General features: G+C 72.6%; 6 protein-coding genes. 4 read left to right on the top strand and 2 right to left on the bottom strand.

From position 1 onward, the window contains the following. Positions 1-8: 8 nt before the first annotated feature. Positions 9-10,913, top strand: a complete 10,905-nt coding sequence (locus EEJ42_RS49575) for a non-ribosomal peptide synthetase (RefSeq protein ID WP_123108721.1) — start codon at positions 9-11, stop codon at positions 10,911-10,913. Further along, positions 10,900-12,618, top strand: a complete 1,719-nt coding sequence (locus tag EEJ42_RS49570) for an ABC transporter ATP-binding protein (protein ID WP_123108706.1) — start codon at positions 10,900-10,902, stop codon at positions 12,616-12,618. The genes EEJ42_RS49575 and EEJ42_RS49570 overlap by 14 nt, the downstream gene beginning before the upstream one ends. A gap of 9 nt (positions 12,619-12,627) precedes the next feature. Here the strand turns inward: EEJ42_RS49570 and EEJ42_RS49565 are convergent, their stop codons facing one another. Then, positions 12,628-13,728, bottom strand: coding sequence for an alpha/beta hydrolase-fold protein (locus EEJ42_RS49565; RefSeq protein WP_123108705.1), 1,101 nt, complete (start codon positions 13,726-13,728; stop codon positions 12,628-12,630). Between the two features lie 98 nt (positions 13,729-13,826). Here EEJ42_RS49565 and EEJ42_RS49560 point away from each other — a divergent pair, with 98 nt between their 5' ends. Beyond that, on the top strand, positions 13,827-15,404 hold the full coding sequence (locus EEJ42_RS49560) for an amidohydrolase (protein ID WP_123108704.1): 1,578 nt from the start codon (positions 13,827-13,829) through the stop codon (positions 15,402-15,404). Positions 15,405-15,448: 44 nt separating this feature from the next. After that, entirely contained in the window at positions 15,449-15,907 is a 459-nt protein-coding gene (locus EEJ42_RS49555) for a GNAT family N-acetyltransferase (protein WP_246098064.1), read from the top strand. 12 nt (positions 15,908-15,919) lie between these two features. Here EEJ42_RS49555 and argB read toward each other — a convergent pair whose 3' ends face one another. Beyond that, positions 15,920-16,831 (bottom strand): acetylglutamate kinase, encoded by a 912-nt coding sequence (argB, locus tag EEJ42_RS49550; RefSeq protein WP_281291705.1) that lies wholly within the window; start codon positions 16,829-16,831, stop codon positions 15,920-15,922. Positions 16,832-17,235: the final 404 nt, after the last annotated feature.

The raw sequence follows: 17,235 nt of genomic DNA, 5'->3' as shown, positions 1-17,235 counted from the left end.
AGTCTTCGATGAGGGAACCGAGCGCTCGTCGCGTCCTGCTGTCTCCCACGCGCGTTGCCGACGTACGCCGCCGGACCGGTGACTTCTCCGACCGGACCATCGCCGCGGCGTGCGCCATCGGGCTGTCGTACTGGGCGACGGGCCGCAGCCCCGACGGCATCGACCTCACCCCCACCACCCTGTTCGCCGACGTCCTCGGATGGGTCGACAACGGCGGTGCCACGCCCGGCGAGTGGGAGGTCGGCGCGGACGGCCGGAGCATCACCGTCCCGGAGGGCGTCGTAGCGGCCGACACGCAGCTCGCGCTGGACGACCTGGCCGACTTCCCGGACCGGCCCCTCGGCACCATCGGCCCGTCCGGCGTCGCGGCGAGGCTCGACACCCTGGCCCAGTGGAACGACACCCACGCCGACCGGGGCCGCCCGACCATCGTGGAGATGTTCCACGAGCAGGCGCGGACCAGGCCGGACGCCATCGCCATCGTCGACGAGCACCGCTCGCTGACCTACCGTGAGGCGGCCGGGCTGGCGGGCGGGCTGGCGCACCATCTGCTGGACCGCGGACTCCGCCCCGAACAGGTCGTCGGCATCTCCCTCGGCCGCTCCGCCGACATGGTGATCGGGCTGCTCGGCGTCCTCCAGGCCGGGGGCGCGTTCGTACCGCTCGATCCTCAGTGGCCCGCCGCGCGCCGCGCCGTCGTCATCGACGACGCCGGGGTCGTGATGCAGCTCAACGACTCGGGCGAACCCGCCCCGGGTGAACCGGAAGCCGTGGCCGTCGACCTCGGCGACTGGCGCTACGGTTCCTGCCCCGCGGAGGGCACCGGGGTCACCGTCCCCGGCAGCGCCCTGGCCTACGTGATCTTCACGTCCGGTTCGACCGGGCGGCCCAAGGGCGCGATGATCCGGCACGAGGCGATCAGCGAGCGCCTGCTGTGGCAGGTCAACGAGATCCTGGGCTTCGGCCACGACGACGCGTCGCTGTTCAAGGCGCCGCTGTCGTTCGACATCTCCATCAACGAGATCTTCCTGCCGCTGGTGTCCGGCGGCCGGCTGGTGGTCCTGCGCCCCGGCGGCGAACGCGATCCGCACCATCTGCTGAGCGTCATCGACGAGCAGCGCGTCACCTTCACCTACCTCGTGTCGTCCATGCTGGACGTGCTGCTGGAGATGGCGGGCGACTCCGGACGGCTGGACAGCCTGCGGCACGTGTGGTGCGGCGGCGAGGTGCTGACCCCGGAGCTGTACGAGCGGTTCCGCACCCGGCTCGACATCCCGCTGTACCACGGCTACGGCCCGGCCGAGACGACGATCGGCGTCTCCCACGTCATCTACCGGGGTGCCGCGGAGCGCCTGTCGACATCGATCGGCAAGGCGAACCCCAACACCCAGCTGTACGTGCTGGACGACGAACTGCGCCCGGTTCCGGTCGGGGTCGGCGGCGAACTGTACGTGGGAGGGTTCCTGCTGGGGCGCGGGTACATCGGCGCGCCCGGCCTGACGGCGTCCCGGTTCGTGGCCAACCCCTTCGCGACGGACGGGTCCCGGCTGTACCGGACCGGTGACCTCGCGCGGTTCGCCCCCGACGGATCGCTGGACTTCCTCGGCCGGGCCGACAACCAGATCAAGATCCGCGGCATGCGGCTGGAGATCGAGGACGTCGAGGTCGGTCTCGCCGAGCACCCCGGGGTGCGGCACACCTGCGTCGTCGCGAAGAAGAACGCGGCGGGCGGCACCTACCTGGTGGGGTACGTGATCCCGGCCGCCGGGAGCGAGGAGCTGCGCGCGGACGAGATCAGGGCGTGGGCCGCCGAGCACATGGTGGAGTACATGGTGCCCGCCCACGTCGTCGTCATGAAGGAGTTCCCGCTCACCGCGAACGGCAAGCTCGACCGCCGCGCGCTGCCGGAGCCCGAGATCGGGCGGGGCGCGCTCGTCCCGCCCACCACCGAGAACGAGCGCGTGGTGTGCGCGGCGGTCGCCAAGGTGCTGCGGCTGGACGAGGTCGGCGTCGACCAGGACTTCTTCCAGCTCGGCGGCGACAGTCTGCTGGCGATCTCGCTGCTGAGCGCGGTGCGTGACGCAGGGCTCCACCTCACGGCACGGCACATCTTCACCCACAGCACCGTGGGGGCGCTGGCGGCGGTGGCGCTCGACGAGGACACCGCCACCGTGGACCACGGCGATGTCGCGACCGGTGCCGTCGTGGGGTCGCCCATCGTGCAGTGGCTCGGCGAGACCACGGACGCGATCGACGGCTTCGTGCAGTCGGTCGTGCTGAACACCCCCGCGGACCTGACCGCCGACGCCCTCGACGCGATCCTCACCGCCGTGGTCGGGCGGCACGACATGCTGCGCGCCAGGCTGGTGCGCGGCGACCGCTGGAGTTTCGACATCCCGGAGGCGGGTCGGGCCGTCGCGTCACGGCAGGCTTTGTGGCAGGAGAGCGACCGGCCACTCGACGAATGTGTCGCGCTCGCCACCGATGGGCTGGACCCGGCGGGCGGCGTGATGCTGCGTGCCGTCTGGCGACGCGAGCAACGGCAGCTGGTCGTGGTCGTCCACCACGTGGTGATCGACGGCGTGTCCTGGCGCGTCCTCATGGACGACCTGGCCACCGCCTGGCGGCAGTTCGCCTCGGGCGCGCCGATCGAGCTGCCCGGGGTGGGCACGTCGTTCCGGCGCTGGACGCAGTTGCTGGAGCAGGCCGCGTTCGACGCGGATCGCGCCTACTACCGGCGTCCCCTGCCGGGACCGGACGGGCCGGTGGGCAGGCGCGCGCTGTCCGAGGCCGACACCGTGGCGGGGGAGCGGGTGCGGACCGTCTCGGTCGGCGCCGAGGTCACGGCCGCGCTGCTGGGCGATATCCCCGCGAAGTTCCACGCCGGGGTCAACGATGTGCTGCTGACCGCGCTCGCCGTCACCCTCGCCCGGTGGCGCCGCGACCTCGGACAGGACCAGACGTTCGCGCACATCGAACTGGAGGGCCACGGCCGCGAGGGACGGTTCGTGGCGGACGCCGCCGGATTCGAACCGGAGCTCTCGCGGACCGTGGGCTGGTTCACCACCCTGTTCCCGGTGACCGTGGACCCCGGCGCGGCAGCCGATTTCACCGCGCCCGCGTATCTGGCCGCCGCGCTGAAGGCAGTCAAGGAAGACCTGGCCCGGGTGCCGGGCAACGGCGTGTCCTACGGCGCCCTGCGGTATCTGCACGGCACCGAGTTCGACGCGCCCGCCCCGCAGGTGCTCTTCAACTACCTGGGCCGCTTCGACGCTGGCGCCTCCGGGGAATGGCAACTCACCGGTGCCACCGGACAATTGGGCGAGAAGCGCGACCCGAGGATGCGCCTGCCCCGCGCCCTGGAGTTCAACGCGATCACCGAACCCGCCGCGACCGGTGCGTACGAACTGACCACCGCCATCTCCTGGCCCGGCGGGATGTTCACCGACGAGGACATCGCGACTCTCGGCACGTACTTCCAGGAGGTCCTGGCCGGGCTGGCCGCGCTCGACCGGGGCGGCCACTCTCCCAGTGACTTCGGCGCGGTGGCGCTGACCCAGGCCGACGTCGACGCCCTCGACGGCCCGGCGCTGCGCGACATCCTGCCGCTGACCCCGTTGCAGGAGGGCCTGTACTTCCACTCGGTCTTCGACGACGACTCGGCGGGCGCGTACGTCGAGCAGCAGCTGCTGACGCTGGACGGCGAGGTGGACGCCGACCGGCTCGCGGCGGCGGCCACCCGGCTGCTCACGCTCTACCCGAACCTGGCCGCGCGGTTCACGGCCCTCGCTGACGGCCGCGTGGTCTCCGTGCTGGAGAGCGGTGCGGAGGCGCCCTTCACCACGCTGGACCGCCCCGGCATCACCGACGACGAGATCCGCGCCCTGGCCGAGCGGGACCGCCGCGCCGGTTTCGACCTGGCCACCGGTCCGCTGATGCGCTACACGCTCATCCGCGGGGGCTCCGGACGGAACATCCTGGTGCAGACCGTGCACCACATCATCGCCGACGGCTGGTCGGTGCCGCCCATGCTCCGTGCGCTGCTGGCCGAGTACCACGCGCCGGGGAGCGGGTACCCGCGCGGCGGCTTCCCCGACTACGTACGCCACCTCGCCGGACGCGACGACGACGAGAGCGACCGGGTGTGGCGCGATCAGCTCGCCGAGCTGCCCGGGCCCTCGCTGATCGCTGAGGGGCACACCCCGTCCGACCGGTTCGCCGACACCGCCGTCGTGCCGGAGGACGACATCGAAGCGGCGGTCCGCGCGGCCGGTGTGCCGCTGAGCGTGGCCGTGCACAGCGCCTGGGCGGTGACCCTGGGCGGCATCCTGCACGGCAGGGACGTGGTGTTCGGTTCCACGGTGTCCGGGCGGGACGCGGAGGTGCCCGGCATCGAGGACATGGTGGGTCTGTTCATCAACACGATCCCCGTGCGCGCCCGGTGGGCCGGTACCACCACGGCCCGCGAGCTGCTCGCCGCCGTGCGGGAACACCAGAGCGCGGTGCTGCCGCACCAGCATGTCTCGCTGGCGAGGATCGGCCGTCAGGCCGGTGCGGGCACGCTGTTCGACACCCTGGTGGTGTTCGACGTGGCGACCGATGTGGACGCGCTGCGGCGGCCCGACGACACGCTGGTCATTGCCGACATCGTCAACGAGGGTGCCCCGCACTACCCGTTGACACTGGTGGTCGAGCGCGCGCTCGACGGGCGTCCGCGCTTCAACCTGATCTACGACGGCGCCCTGCTGCGGGAGGCGACCGCCCGGTCGATTCTGCGCACGTTCACCCGGACCCTCACCGGCCTGCTCACCCGGCCGGACGCCCCGGTCGATGACCTGGCGCCGGAGGGCGACGCCCGGCGTCCCGCGGCGCCGGTCACCCCGACGACCCTGGGCGCGCTGTTCGACGCCGCCGCGCGCCGCGACCCGGCCGCCACCGCCGTCACCCGGTGCGACCTCGACGGCGGCACCCGGTCACTCACCTACGGCGAACTGGCGGACGCGAAGAACGAGCTGGCCTCGGTCCTGCGCGCGGCCGGGGTCGGGCCGGGCCTGCGGGTAGCCGTCGCCGTCCCGCGCTCCGTCGAGCAGGTTGTCGCCCTGGTCGCGATCGTCAGCGCGGGCGGTGCGTACGTACCGCTGGACCTGGCGTACCCGGACGAGCGGCTGGAGTACCTCCTCGCCGACGCCGCCCCGCAGGTCGTCCTGGTGGACCGTGAGCAGCGCGACCGCTTCACCCGGCTGCTGACCCGGGCGGGTGTGCGGGCCCGGGTGCTGGTACAGGGAGACGAACTGCCGCGGGCCTCCACCGAGCCCGGTCCCGAGCCCGGGTGGCACGACCCCGCGTACGTGATCTACACATCCGGATCGACCGGCCGGCCCAAGGGAGTCGTCGTCCCGCACTCCAGCGTGGTGTCGCTGCTCGCGAACACGCGCTCCGACATGGACTTCGGCACGCACGACGTATGGGTGCAGTTCCACTCCTTCTCCTTCGACTTCGCCGTATGGGAGCTGTGGGGCGCGCTGGCGCACGGTGGTGAGCTGCTGGTGCCGGAGTACAGGCTGACCCGCTCGCCGGTCGACTTCCACCGGCTGGTCCGCGAGCGCGGAGTGACCGTGCTCAACCAGACCCCGTCGGCGTTCTACCAGTTCATCGAGGCCGACCGGCATGCCGGTGAGCCGTTGCCCGCACTGCGCCGGATCATCTTCGGCGGCGAGGCACTGGACCTCGGGCGGCTGCGCGGCTGGGTCGAGCGGCACGGCACCGGATCGCCCGAGCTGGTCAACATGTACGGCATCACCGAGACCACCGTCCATGTCACCCACCGGGTGCTGACCGACGAGGACTTCGGCGGCGGTGACGACGTCAGCCCGATCGGCGGCCCGATTCCGGGCCTGGTCACCTATCTGCTCGACGACCGGCTCCGGCCGGTGCCGCCGGGCCGGGTGGGCGCCATCTACGTCGCCGGTGATCAGGTGTCGCTCGGCTACCTGGGCAGGCCGGGGCTCACCGCGGGCCGGTTCGTGGCCGACCCGTTCGCGGGCGACGGCTCCCGCATGTACCACACGGGCGACCTCGCCGTCCGCACCCTCGACGGCGAGCTGGAGTTCACCGGCCGCGCCGACGATCAGGTCCAACTCAAGGGTTTCCGCATCGAGTTGGGCGAGGTGGAATCGGCGGTCAGGGAACTCGACGGTGTGGTGGACGTGGCCGTCACGGTGGCGGACGGCGGCGACCACCTGGTCGCGCACGTCGTGGGCCGGGTGCCGGATGACTTCGTCGAGTCGCTGTCCACGAAGCTGCCCGTGCACATGGTGCCGGGGCGGGTGCTGCCGGTCGACGCTCTGCCGCTGACGGTCAACGGCAAGCTGGACCGCAAGGCCCTGATCGAGCGCGCCGCACAGGACGACACCCCGGTGGCGGCGAGCGACGACGCGCTCGCCGCGCTGACCGGCATCTTCACCGAGACGCTGCCCGAGTCTGCCGTCGACGGCGACACCGACTTCTTCCGGGCCGGGGGCGACAGCATCGTCGCCATCACCGTGATCAACCGGGCCAGGGCGCTCGGCCTGCCGATCGTGCCACGCGACGTGTTCCTCCACAGGACGCCGCGCGCGCTCGCCGAGCACCTGGGAACACGTACCCCGAAGGCCGAGGCTCCCGCCTCTGTCCGCCGCGCGGACGGCCCGCTCCCGCCGACGCCGATCATCCTGCGCCAGCGGGAACTGGGCGGATCGCTCTCCCGGTTCGCCCAGGCCAGAAGGCTGGTGGCGCCCGAGGGCACCGGGCTCGCCGACGTCGAGCGCGCCGCGAACGCCGTCGTGGCCGCGCACCCGGCCCTCCGGCTGCGGCTGCGCGTCGAGCACGGGGTGTGGGCCCTGCGCACCGAGCCCGCCCGCGAGGTCACCGTCGTGACGACGGACACCACCGACGTGACGGAGGCGGCGAACGAGGCCGCCGGACGGCTCGACCCCGCGTCCGGGAACGTGGTCGCGTTCTCGTGGCAGGAGGCGAGCCGGACCCTGGTGGTCACCGCGCACCACCTCGCCGTCGACGCGGTGTCCTGGCTGATCCTGCTGGACGACCTGGCCACCGCCCTGCGCGGGGAGCCTCTGGCGCCGCCGACCACGTCGTACGCCGAGTACGCCGAGGCGCTGACCCTCCAGTCCGCCCAGGCCATCGACGGCCTCGGGACGTGGCTCACCACGCTCGCCGCGCCCCAACTCCTGCCAGCCGTCGGGGAGTTGCGCGAGACCACCGTCGTGCTCGCGCCCGACGTGAGCGACCGCGTGACGCGCACCGCGCCCGCGACCCTCGGTGTCGGACTCACCGAGCTGCTGTGCGGCGCCCTGCGCACCGCGCTGACCCGCGTCCAGCCGTCGCCCACCGACCTCGCGATCGAGCTGGAGCGGCACGGCCGGGTCCCGGCGCTGGAACACCACGACTACACCCGCACCGTCGGCTGGTTCACCTCCATCGCGCCCGTACGCCTCAGCGCGCACACCGACCCCGTCGCGGCGGCGTACGAGGTGGCCGAACGCCAGCCGGACGAGCGCGGACACCTCGCCTACGGGCAGCTCAGGTACCTCAACCCGCAGACGGCCCCGCTGCTGAACGCCCGCCCGCAGGTGCTGTTCAACTATCTCGGCCGGGGCGGCGAGTCCCAGGCGCCGCGCATCACCGGCCGTGACCAGGGCAGCCCGTACGCCGTCGAGGTCAACGCCTGGACCGACGCGGCCACCGGAAGTCTGCACGCGGACTTCACCCTCACCGAGGGCATCCCGGACGAGATCGCCGAGCACTGGCGCAGCGCGCTGGAACACCTCGCGGACGCCTCCGTGACGGCCGAGCGCACCGCACCGGTCACCCCGCTCCAGCGGGGCCTGTTCTTCCAGGCGCAGATGGCGGGCTCGGCCGGACACTATGTCGCGCAGAGCTGGTTCACCTTCGACCGGCGCCTGGACACCGACGCGCTGGCCGAGGCGATGGCGTACGTCATCGCGCGGTATCCGGTCGTGGGCGCCGGATTCGCCACCGACACCGACGGAAACCCAGTCCAGGTGCTGGGGGCGGGGCGGCGGGTCGACGTCCGCACGGTCACCCTCGCCACGGACGCGGAAGTCGATGCCCTGCGTGCCCGGGACCGCGACACCGGATTCGATCCGGGGGAGCCGCCGCTGATCCGGCTGACCGTGGTGCGGCTGCCCGACGACCGCGACGGGCTGCTGCTCAGCTACCACCTGCTGCTGTGGGACGGCTGGTCCCGCGAGATCGTGCTGCGGGAGCTGTTCGACGCCTATCAAGCCGTCCTCGCGGGCGAGTTGCCCGAACCGACCCCGGCCACGCCGAGCTTCGAGGACCACGCCCGGGCGCTCGACGCCAGGGACTCCGCCGTATCGGAGCGCTTCTGGGCGGAGCACCTGGCCGGGCTCCCCGGCCCGACGCTGCTCGCCGGGCCGGCGCCGTCCCTCACCGACGACCTCCCGGCCACGCTCGTGCACACGCTGCCCGCCGAGCTGTCGGAGCTGCTGCGGGACGCGGCCAGGGCGCACGGCGTCACGCTGAACTCGGTGCTGACCGGCGCGTTCGGCCTCCTGCTCGGCGCCCATACGGGCCGCAGCGACGCCGTGTTCGGCGTGACCGTCTCCGGCCGTGAGGGCGAGGGCCTGGACACCATCGTCGGCGTGCTGCTCAACACCGTGCCGATGTGGACGCGGGCCCGGCCGGACGACACGGTCGGCGCGTATCTGTCGGCCGTCCAGGCGGCCAGGGTCGAGGCGATGGAGCACGAGCACCTGGGGCTCGGCGAGATCCAGCGGGCCAGCGGGCACGACACCCTGTTCGACAACCTGTTCGTGCTCCAGAACTTCCTGGACATGGACGCGTTCGCCGAGATGAACGCCCGGCACGGCATCACCTCGGTGAAGGCCGACGACTCCACCCACTACCCGTTCACCTGGGTCGTCACCCCCGGCGACCGGCTCACGGTCAAGCTGGAGTACCGCGACGAGGACACCGCGAACGCCCGTCGTCTCCTCGGCGACTATCTGCGCGTGCTCGAAGACCTGGTCCGCGCCACCGGGCCGGTCGGCGCGCTGCGCGGCCTGGGCCCGGAGCCCGCGCGGGGGGAGCGGACGGACATCGGCACGGACACCGTGGTCGACCGGTTCGACCAGGCGGCGGACCGCGACCCGGGGCGGGTGGCGCTCGTCGCCCACGGCTCGACCATGACCTTCGCCGAGCTGCGGGACCGCAGCCGCGCCGTGGCCGGTGCGCTCGCGCGGCGCGGCATCGGCCCCGAGACGACCGTGGGTCTCGCGATCCCGCGCTCCCTCGACTCGATCGTGGGCCTGTTCGCCGTGCTGCGCGTCGGCGCCGCGTATGTGCCGCTGGAGCTGGACCACCCGGACGAGCGGATCGCCGCGATCGTCGCGGACGCCCGCCCGGAGGTGATCCTCACGGTGAGCGCCGTGTCGCCCCGGCTGACGGGCGAGCTGATCGAGCTGGACCGTCCGCTGCCCGAGGCCGAGCCGTACGTGACGTTCGCGCCGGACGACCCGGACCGGCTGCGGCACCCCGCGTACACGATCTACACCTCCGGATCGACCGGGAAGCCCAAGGGCGTGGTGACCGAGTACGCCGGGCTCACCAACATGCTGATCAACCACCAGCGCCGGATCTTCGAACCGGTGCTGGCCGAGCACGGCCACCGGGTCTTCCGGATCGCGCACACCGTGTCGTTCGCGTTCGACATGTCGTGGGAGGAACTGCTGTGGCTCGCCGACGGGCACGAGGTGCACATCTGCGACGAGGAGTTGCGCCGTGACGCGCCCCGACTGGTCGAGTACTGCCTGGAGCACGGCATCGACGTCATCAACGTGACCCCGACCTATGCCCAACAGCTCGTCGCCGAGGGCCTGTTGGACCGTCCGGATCGGCGTCCGCCGCTGGTGCTGCTGGGCGGCGAGGCCGTCACGCCGACGCTGTGGCAGCGGCTCGCCGAGACCGAGGGGACGGTCGGCTACAACCTGTACGGACCCACCGAGTACACCATCAACACCCTCGGCGTCGGCACCTTCGAGTGCGAGGACCCGGTGGTGGGCGTGGCCATCGACAACACCGATGTCTACGTACTGGACCCGTGGCTGCGGCCGCTTCCGGACGGAGTCCCCGGTGAGCTGTACGTGGCGGGCATCGGCATCGCGCGCGGCTATCTCGGGCAGCCCGCCCAGACCGCCCACCGCTTCGTGGCGTGCCCGTTCGGCGCACCCGGCGAGCGCATGTACCGCACGGGGGACCTGGTGGTCCGGCGGCCCGATGGCAACCTGATGTACCTGGGCCGCACCGACCAGCAGGTCAAGATCCGGGGGCACCGGGTCGAACCGGGCGAGGTCGAGGCCGCCTTCGCGGCACATCCGGCGGTGCGGTTCGTCGCCGCGGTCGCCCAGCCCGACCCGCAGGTCGACGGCGCGTACCGGCTGGCCGCCTATCTGGTGCTGGAGGGGGCGGAGCTGGCGGCGGTGGCGTCCGAGGTGGGCGCCGGGCTGCCGGACTTCCTGCGCCCGACGCACTACGCCCAGGTCGACAGCATCCCGCTCACGGTCAACGGGAAGGCCGACACCAAGGCACTGCCGGAGGCCAAGCCGCTGGGCGCGCTGACCACGGCGGGGGAGCGGGCACCGGCGACGGAGACCGAGATCGTGGTGTGCGAGTTCTTCGCCGAGGCACTGGACCTGGACGACGACGAGGTGAGCGCGGTGAGCGACTTCGTGTCCCTGGGAGGGCACTCCATGCTGGCGGTGCGGCTGATCGGGCTGCTCCGCCGGGAGTACGGCCCCGTGATCACGATCCGAGACCTGTTCACCCTGCGAACCCCGGAAGCGATGGCCCGCCATCTCGATGACAACTCCTGACGCGCAGCACGCGCAGCCCACGCAGCGGCCCCGTCCGGGGTCCGACATCCTCCGGACCGCCCTGCGCCGCAACATCGGCGCCATGGCCGGGGGCACCGTCCTCATGGGCCTGTACCAGGCCGGTGAGACCGCCTTCCCCATCGCGCTCGGCCTGATCGTGGAGCACACGATGCGGGACCGGAACCTCGGCGCGCTCGGCCTGTCGATCGCGGCGCTGGCAGTGATCATCACGACGGTGTCGCTGTCGTGGCGGTTCGGGATGCGCATCCTCCAGAAGGCCAACACCACCGAAGCGCACCGCTGGCGGGTGAAGGTCGCGGGCTGCGGCCTCCAGCCGGTGGCCAGGGACATGGACCTCAAGTCCGGCGAGGTGCTGACCATCGCCACCGAGGACGCCGACCAGACCGCCGACATCATCGAGGTGGTGCCGCTGCTGATCAGCTCGCTGGTCGCGGTGCTCGTCGCGGCGGTCGCGCTGGGCCTGGCCGACGTCCGGCTCGGCCTGCTGGTGATCGTGGGAACCGTCGCGATCCTGTCGGTCCTGAGCGTGCTGTCCAAGCGGATCGGCTCCAGCACCCGCGAACAGCAGGCCCGGGTGGCGCGGGCGGGCGCGAAGGTCGCCGACCTGATCACCGGCCTGCGCCCGCTGCACGGCTTCGGCGGCAACCACGCGGCGTTCCGCTCCTACCGCAAGGTCAGCACGGAGGCGAAGCACCAGGCCATCACGGTCGCCAAGGTGAACGGCGTGTACGCGGGCACCGCGCTGGCCCTCAACGCGGTCCTCGCCGCCGCCGTGACCCTCACGGCGGGTTCGCTGGCGTGGAGCGGCCGGATCAACATCGGGGAACTCGTCATGGCCGTGGGGCTGGCGCAGTTCATCATGGAGCCCCTCAAGTTGTTCTCGGAGATGCCGAAGTACGTGATGATGGCGCGCGCCTCGGCCGAGCGGATGGCGCTGGTGCTGGCCGCGCCGCCGGTGACGGCCCCCGGGCCGGGGCACCCGGCCGCGGGCGGGGACCTCGACGTCGACTGCGTCCGGTACGGGTCCCTGCGCAGGCTGAAGTTCACGGTGGCCGCGGGCGAGTTCGTGGCCATCGCCGCCTACCAGCCGCGCGCGGCGGCCGACCTGGCGTCGGTGCTGGCCGTGAACGTCCCGCCCGGCGCGTACGAGGGCGTGGTGCGGGTCGGCGGGGAGGAGCTGGCGGACCTGTCGATCGAGGAGGTCCGCGGGTACCTGCTGGTGAACCCGTACGACGGGGAGATCTTCGCGGGCACCCTCCGGACGAACATCGACCCGTCGGGCACCAGCCGCATGGTGCCCGAGGCCGTCGAGGCGTCCATGCTGACCGACGTCGTCGCCCTCCACCGCGAAGGACTCGACTACGGTGTCCGCGACCGCGGTGCGAACCTCTCGGGCGGTCAGCGCCAACGGCTGTCCCTGGCACGGGCCTTGGCGGCCGACACCGACGTCCTCGTCCTGCACGACCCGACGACAGCGGTCGACGCGGTGACCGAGCAGCTCATCGCGCGCAACGTGGCGAAGCTGCGCCGGGGCCGCACCACCGTCGTGATCACCAGCAGCCCGGCCCTCCTGGACGCCGCCGACCGTGTCCTCGTGCTGGACGACGGCGTCATCACCGCCGAGGACACCCATCGCCGCCTCCTCGCCACCGACGAGGGCTACTGCGCGGCGGTGGCGAGATGACGACCTCGGCTAGTCCAGCGCCCAGGCGACGTCCCTGAGCAGGGCCTGTCGCCAGCCCGCCCGGTCGTGGCCGGACGCCGACCGCGAGACCCGTACGGTCGCGCCGCTGCGTCCGGCCAGGGTCTCGGTCAGCTCGCAGTGGGGGAGCATCGCGGTCTCGTGCTCCCCCACGTCGAACGCGACGCGCAGACCGGACAGGTCGGGGCGCTCCCGCAGGCGTGCGGCGAGGGTGCCGCCGACCGGGCCGCCCAAGGGGTCCGGCAGATCCGCGGCGCCGGGCGTCCACCAGAACGACCCCGACTGGCAGGCGATACGGGACACCAGGTCCGGGAACTCCAGCGCCGCGTACACCGCGCTCAGCCCGCCAAGGCTCTGCCCGGCGACCGCCAGCCGGTTCGGGTCGGCGGGCACGCCGGACTCCGCCACCAGCGGCAGCAGTTCGTCCCGGATCGCCTCCCACAGCTCGGGCCGGCACGCGAACTCGGCCTCCCGGTCCGTGGCCGGGAGGAACACGAGCGTGACGGCGGGCATCTCGCCACCGGCGTGGGCCGCGTCGAACGCCGTCATGGCCGGGTGCAGATACAGCCAGTCGTCCCCGTCGAGCAGCAGGACCACGGGCCCGCCGCCGCCCACCGGGTGGACGCGCACGGTGCGCCGCCCGCCGAGCCGTTCGCTGTTCCAGCGGATCCGGGTGCGCGGGAGGGGCAGCACGTCCGTGTCGCCGATGGCGGGCCAGTGCGGCTGGGCCGGGGCGTCCGGGGTCGCGGCGATGGACCGGTCGCCCCCGGCGCCGACCGGGTTGAACGGATCGGCGTGCGCCGCGTCGTCCACGAGGAACTGGTAGGTCACCCGCAGCCGCGCGGGCATGCGCACCTCGGCGTACCAGCAGTCGGTGTCGCCCCACCGGCGCAGGGGCACCGGCTCCGACCAGCTCTCGAAGCCGAGGACCGCCGGGGACCCGCGCCACAGGAACAGGGTCACCCAGCCGCCGCCGTCTGCGGGTAAGGACGCGGGTGTCCCCGCCGCCGCCCAGAACGCGTCGGTGCCGGGGGTGCCGGGCAGTCCGAACTCGACGAAGGCGTTCTCCCTGTTGGACGTGCCCAGGCGCATGAACGTCTCCTTGTGAGAGGGAAGGGACACGGATAAGCTCCAGTCAATTAGGCGAACCTAACCTAAGTTTGGCGTTCACATCAGGAGAACCCTGACCGATGCTCTGCACCAGACTGACGAACGCGCGGTTCGTCACCATGGACCCCGACCATCCCCTCGCCCACGACCTGGGCGTGTGGCGCGGCCGGATCGTGGGCCTGGACGAGGCCGTGACCTCCCTCCCCGCCCGCAAGGTGATCGACCTTCAGGGCGCCACCGTACTGCCCGGGTTCGTCGACGCCCATGTGCACCTGGCCTGGACCGGCTTCAAGCAGAACACTCCGAGCATCGCGGGGTGCACACGGGTCGACGAGGCGCTCGCCCTCGTGGAGGAGGCCGTCGCCCGGCAGGGCTCACCGGGCGCCTGGGTGAGCATCGCCGGTTACGACCAGCGGGCCCTGGGCCGCCACCTGACCGCCGCCGAACTGGACCGGGTCAGCCACGGGCGCAAGGTGTTCATGCTGCACGACTCCGGGCACGGCTGCGTCGTCAACTCCGCCGTCCTGGAGCTGCTCCCCGCCGACCTTCCGCACGAGAACGGTTTCCTGGCCGAGGGCGCCATGGGGGCCGCCCGCGCGCTGCGCCTGCCGCACTCCCAGGCGGACCTGGCCGAGGCGATCGGGCGCGCCGCCCGGGGCTGCCTGGCCGAGGGCGTCACCACCTGCGCCGAGGCGGGCATCGGCGGCACCCTCTTCGGGCACAGCCCGGTCGAACTGGGTGCCTATCAACTCGTCCGCGAAGAGGGCCTGTTGCCGCTGCGGGTCCAGCTCATGGTGTCCGCCGACCGGCTGCGTACGGTCGCCGCACACGAAGCCGACGGCATACCCCGGGCCCTCGACCTCGGCCTGCGCACCGGGTTCGGCGACGACCGGCTCTCCGTCGGCGCGCTGAAGATCTTCACGGACGGCGGGATGATGGCCCGGACCGCCGCGCTCAGCAGCCCGTACGAGGGGCTGGACCACGCGGGTGAGGTGCAGGACGACCCGGAGGTGCTCGCGGACACCATCGTGGACGGCCACCTGGCCGGGTGGCAGCTCGCCGTCCACGCGATCGGCGACCGCGCGGCCGACATCGCCCTGGACGCCCTGGAGCGGGCCCAGCGCCTCCGCCCGCGCCCCGGCGCCCGCCACCGCATCGAGCACGCCGGTCTGATCCGCCCCGACCAGCTCCCGCGCTTCGCGCGGCTCGGCGTCAGCGCGGTCGTCCAGCCCAACTTCCTGCGCTCCTTCGGCGACGACTACGCGGCGATCATGGGCGAGGAGCGGGCGCCCTGGCTCTACCGCGGCCGGGCGTTCCTGGACCACGGCATTCCCCTCGTCGGCAGCTCCGACCGCCCCGTCACGGACGGATCTCCGCTGCGGGCCATCCAGTTCATGGTCGAGCGCGCCTCCGGGTCCGGCCGGGTGATCGGCCCGGACGAGGGCATCACCGTCGACGAGGCCCTGCACGCCTACACGGTCGCGGGCGCGTTCGCCTGCCACCTGGAGGACAGCGTGGGAAGCCTCACCCCGGGCAAGTGCGCCGACCTGGTCGTGCTGGGCGACGACCCCCGGCGGGTCGGCGCTTCGCGCATCGGGAACATCGAGGTGGTGGCGACGTACGTCGACGGCCGCGACACCGGGACGTCGGCGTCGTGAGCGGTACGTCGGCGGTTGTCGTACGCCGTGCGCCGACGGCCCCCGTGCGTACCGCCCGTCCGGAGGACGCCGCCGAACTCGCCGCCCTGTCCCGGCCCTTCGTGCGCTCGGGCGCGCTGCGGGAGCGGCCCGTCTCGCTCTACGCCACCCACGCGGCCGACTTCCTCGTGACGCAGGCCCCCGACGGCACCCTCGAGGGCTGCGTGGGCCTGCGCGTGCACTCCGCAGCGCCGGGGGAGGGCCGCGGGCCCGCGGGCGTCGTGTACAACTTCTGCGTGGCCGGGTGGAGGCAGGGCAGCGGCGTGGGAGCCGTGCTCCTGCGCGCGGTGCTGGCCAGGGCGCGCGCCCAGTCGCTCGATTCCCTGTTCACGGCGACGACCGGCGGTGGCGGCCTGTTCCTCCGGTACGGATTCGCCCCCACGGCCGTACGCCTGGCGCCTCCGTCCTGGGTGGAGTCGCTGGATCCCCGGCGCGATGCGCGGATCCTCGCGCGCAGCCTGTGACCGGGGTCGGTGTCAGCGGTGCGATGCCGCGGCGCTGTGGTCCGGCACCACGGTGGTGCCGTCGCCCGTCTCGCCGAGGGCGCCGCGCAGCACCGCGTGCGGCACGCGGCCGTCGAGCACGTGTGCCCCGCGTACGCCGCCCCGGACGGCCCGCAGACAGCCCTCCATCTTCGGCAGCATCCCGCTGGCCAGCCCCGGCAGCAGCTCGTCCAGCGCGTCGGCCGTCAGGTGCCGGATCACCTCGGTGCTGTGCGGCCAGTTCGCGTAGAGGCCCGCCACATCGGTGAGCATCACCAGTCGCTCGGCGTCGAGGGCCACGGCCAGGGCGGACGCCGCGAGGTCGGCGTTGACGTTGTAGATCTGCCCGTCCGCGCCGCGCGCCACGGGGGAGACCACCGGGATGTGCCCGCGCTCCAGGAGTGTGCGCACCATGCCCGGGTTCACGTCCACGACGTCGCCGACGAGTCCGATGTCCACCGGCCGTCCGTCCACCCAGGCGGGCCGCCGCACGGCGGTCATCGTGTGCGCGTCCTCGCCGGTCATGCCCACGGCGTAGGGCCCATGGGCGTTGATGTGGCCGACCAGCTCCCGCTGGACCCGGCCGGTGAGCACCATGCGCACCACCTCCATGGTCTCCGCCGTGGTCACCCGCAGGCCCGCCTCGAAACGGGTCTCCAGGCCGAGCCGGTCGAGCATCGCGCTGATCTGCGGCCCGCCCCCGTGGACGACGACCGGACGCAGACCCGCGTGCCACAGCTCCACGACGTCGGCGGCGAAGGTGCGGTGCAGTTTGGCGTCCACCATGGCGTGGCCGCCGAACTTGACGACGACGGTGCTGCCCCGCGACCCCTCCACCTGGAGGGGTAACCCGGTGGGCGGATCCGCCGGATCCGCGTCCCCGCACGCGCTGACGACCGGTCTCATGTGTGCTCCCGCACCGCTCGAACCGCCAAGATTTTCTTAGCTTAGCCTAACCTCAGTGACGGCAAGAGTTCTCGGACCGATTGTCGGTGGGTGCTGTCATAGTCGGCGGCATGATGACTCCGCTCGCGTGGGTGCCCGCGATCCACGGCCATGAACTGGCCCTGGACGGGACGAACCTGAGATGCCGTAAGGCCAATGGCCAGGTCCTGAAATCCATCCCCGGTGCCGTGCGGAGAAGCCCGGTCGGCGAGCAATTCGCGGCACTTCAGGAGCAGTTGACCCGGCACGAGGGGGAGTGCCGCGCCACCGTGGAGTCATGGCTGCTGGGCGGACGCGCCGGACGAGACCTTCGCCGTATGGCCCTGGATGTGGGAGTCGCTCCACTACGAGAAGGATCGCCACGG

Origin of the sequence: Streptomyces botrytidirepellens, from assembly GCF_003721215.1 — a bacterium.
Taxonomy (GTDB): domain Bacteria; phylum Actinomycetota; class Actinomycetes; order Streptomycetales; family Streptomycetaceae; genus Streptomyces; species Streptomyces himastatinicus.
This window is presented reverse-complemented; position numbering and strand designations above follow the sequence as displayed.

What these genes read in the sequence shown, in the direction of transcription:
- argB (WP_281291705.1), bottom strand. Translation starts at nt 16,831, where the DNA reads ATGAGACCGGTCGTCAGCGCGTGCGGGGACGCGGATCCGGCGGATCCG.
- EEJ42_RS49560 (WP_123108704.1), top strand. Translation starts at nt 13,827, where the DNA reads ATGCTCTGCACCAGACTGACGAACGCGCGGTTCGTCACCATGGACCCC.
- EEJ42_RS49575 (WP_123108721.1), top strand. Translation starts at nt 9, where the DNA reads ATGAGGGAACCGAGCGCTCGTCGCGTCCTGCTGTCTCCCACGCGCGTT.
- EEJ42_RS49570 (WP_123108706.1), top strand. Translation starts at nt 10,900, where the DNA reads ATGACAACTCCTGACGCGCAGCACGCGCAGCCCACGCAGCGGCCCCGT.
- EEJ42_RS49565 (WP_123108705.1), bottom strand. Translation starts at nt 13,728, where the DNA reads ATGCGCCTGGGCACGTCCAACAGGGAGAACGCCTTCGTCGAGTTCGGA.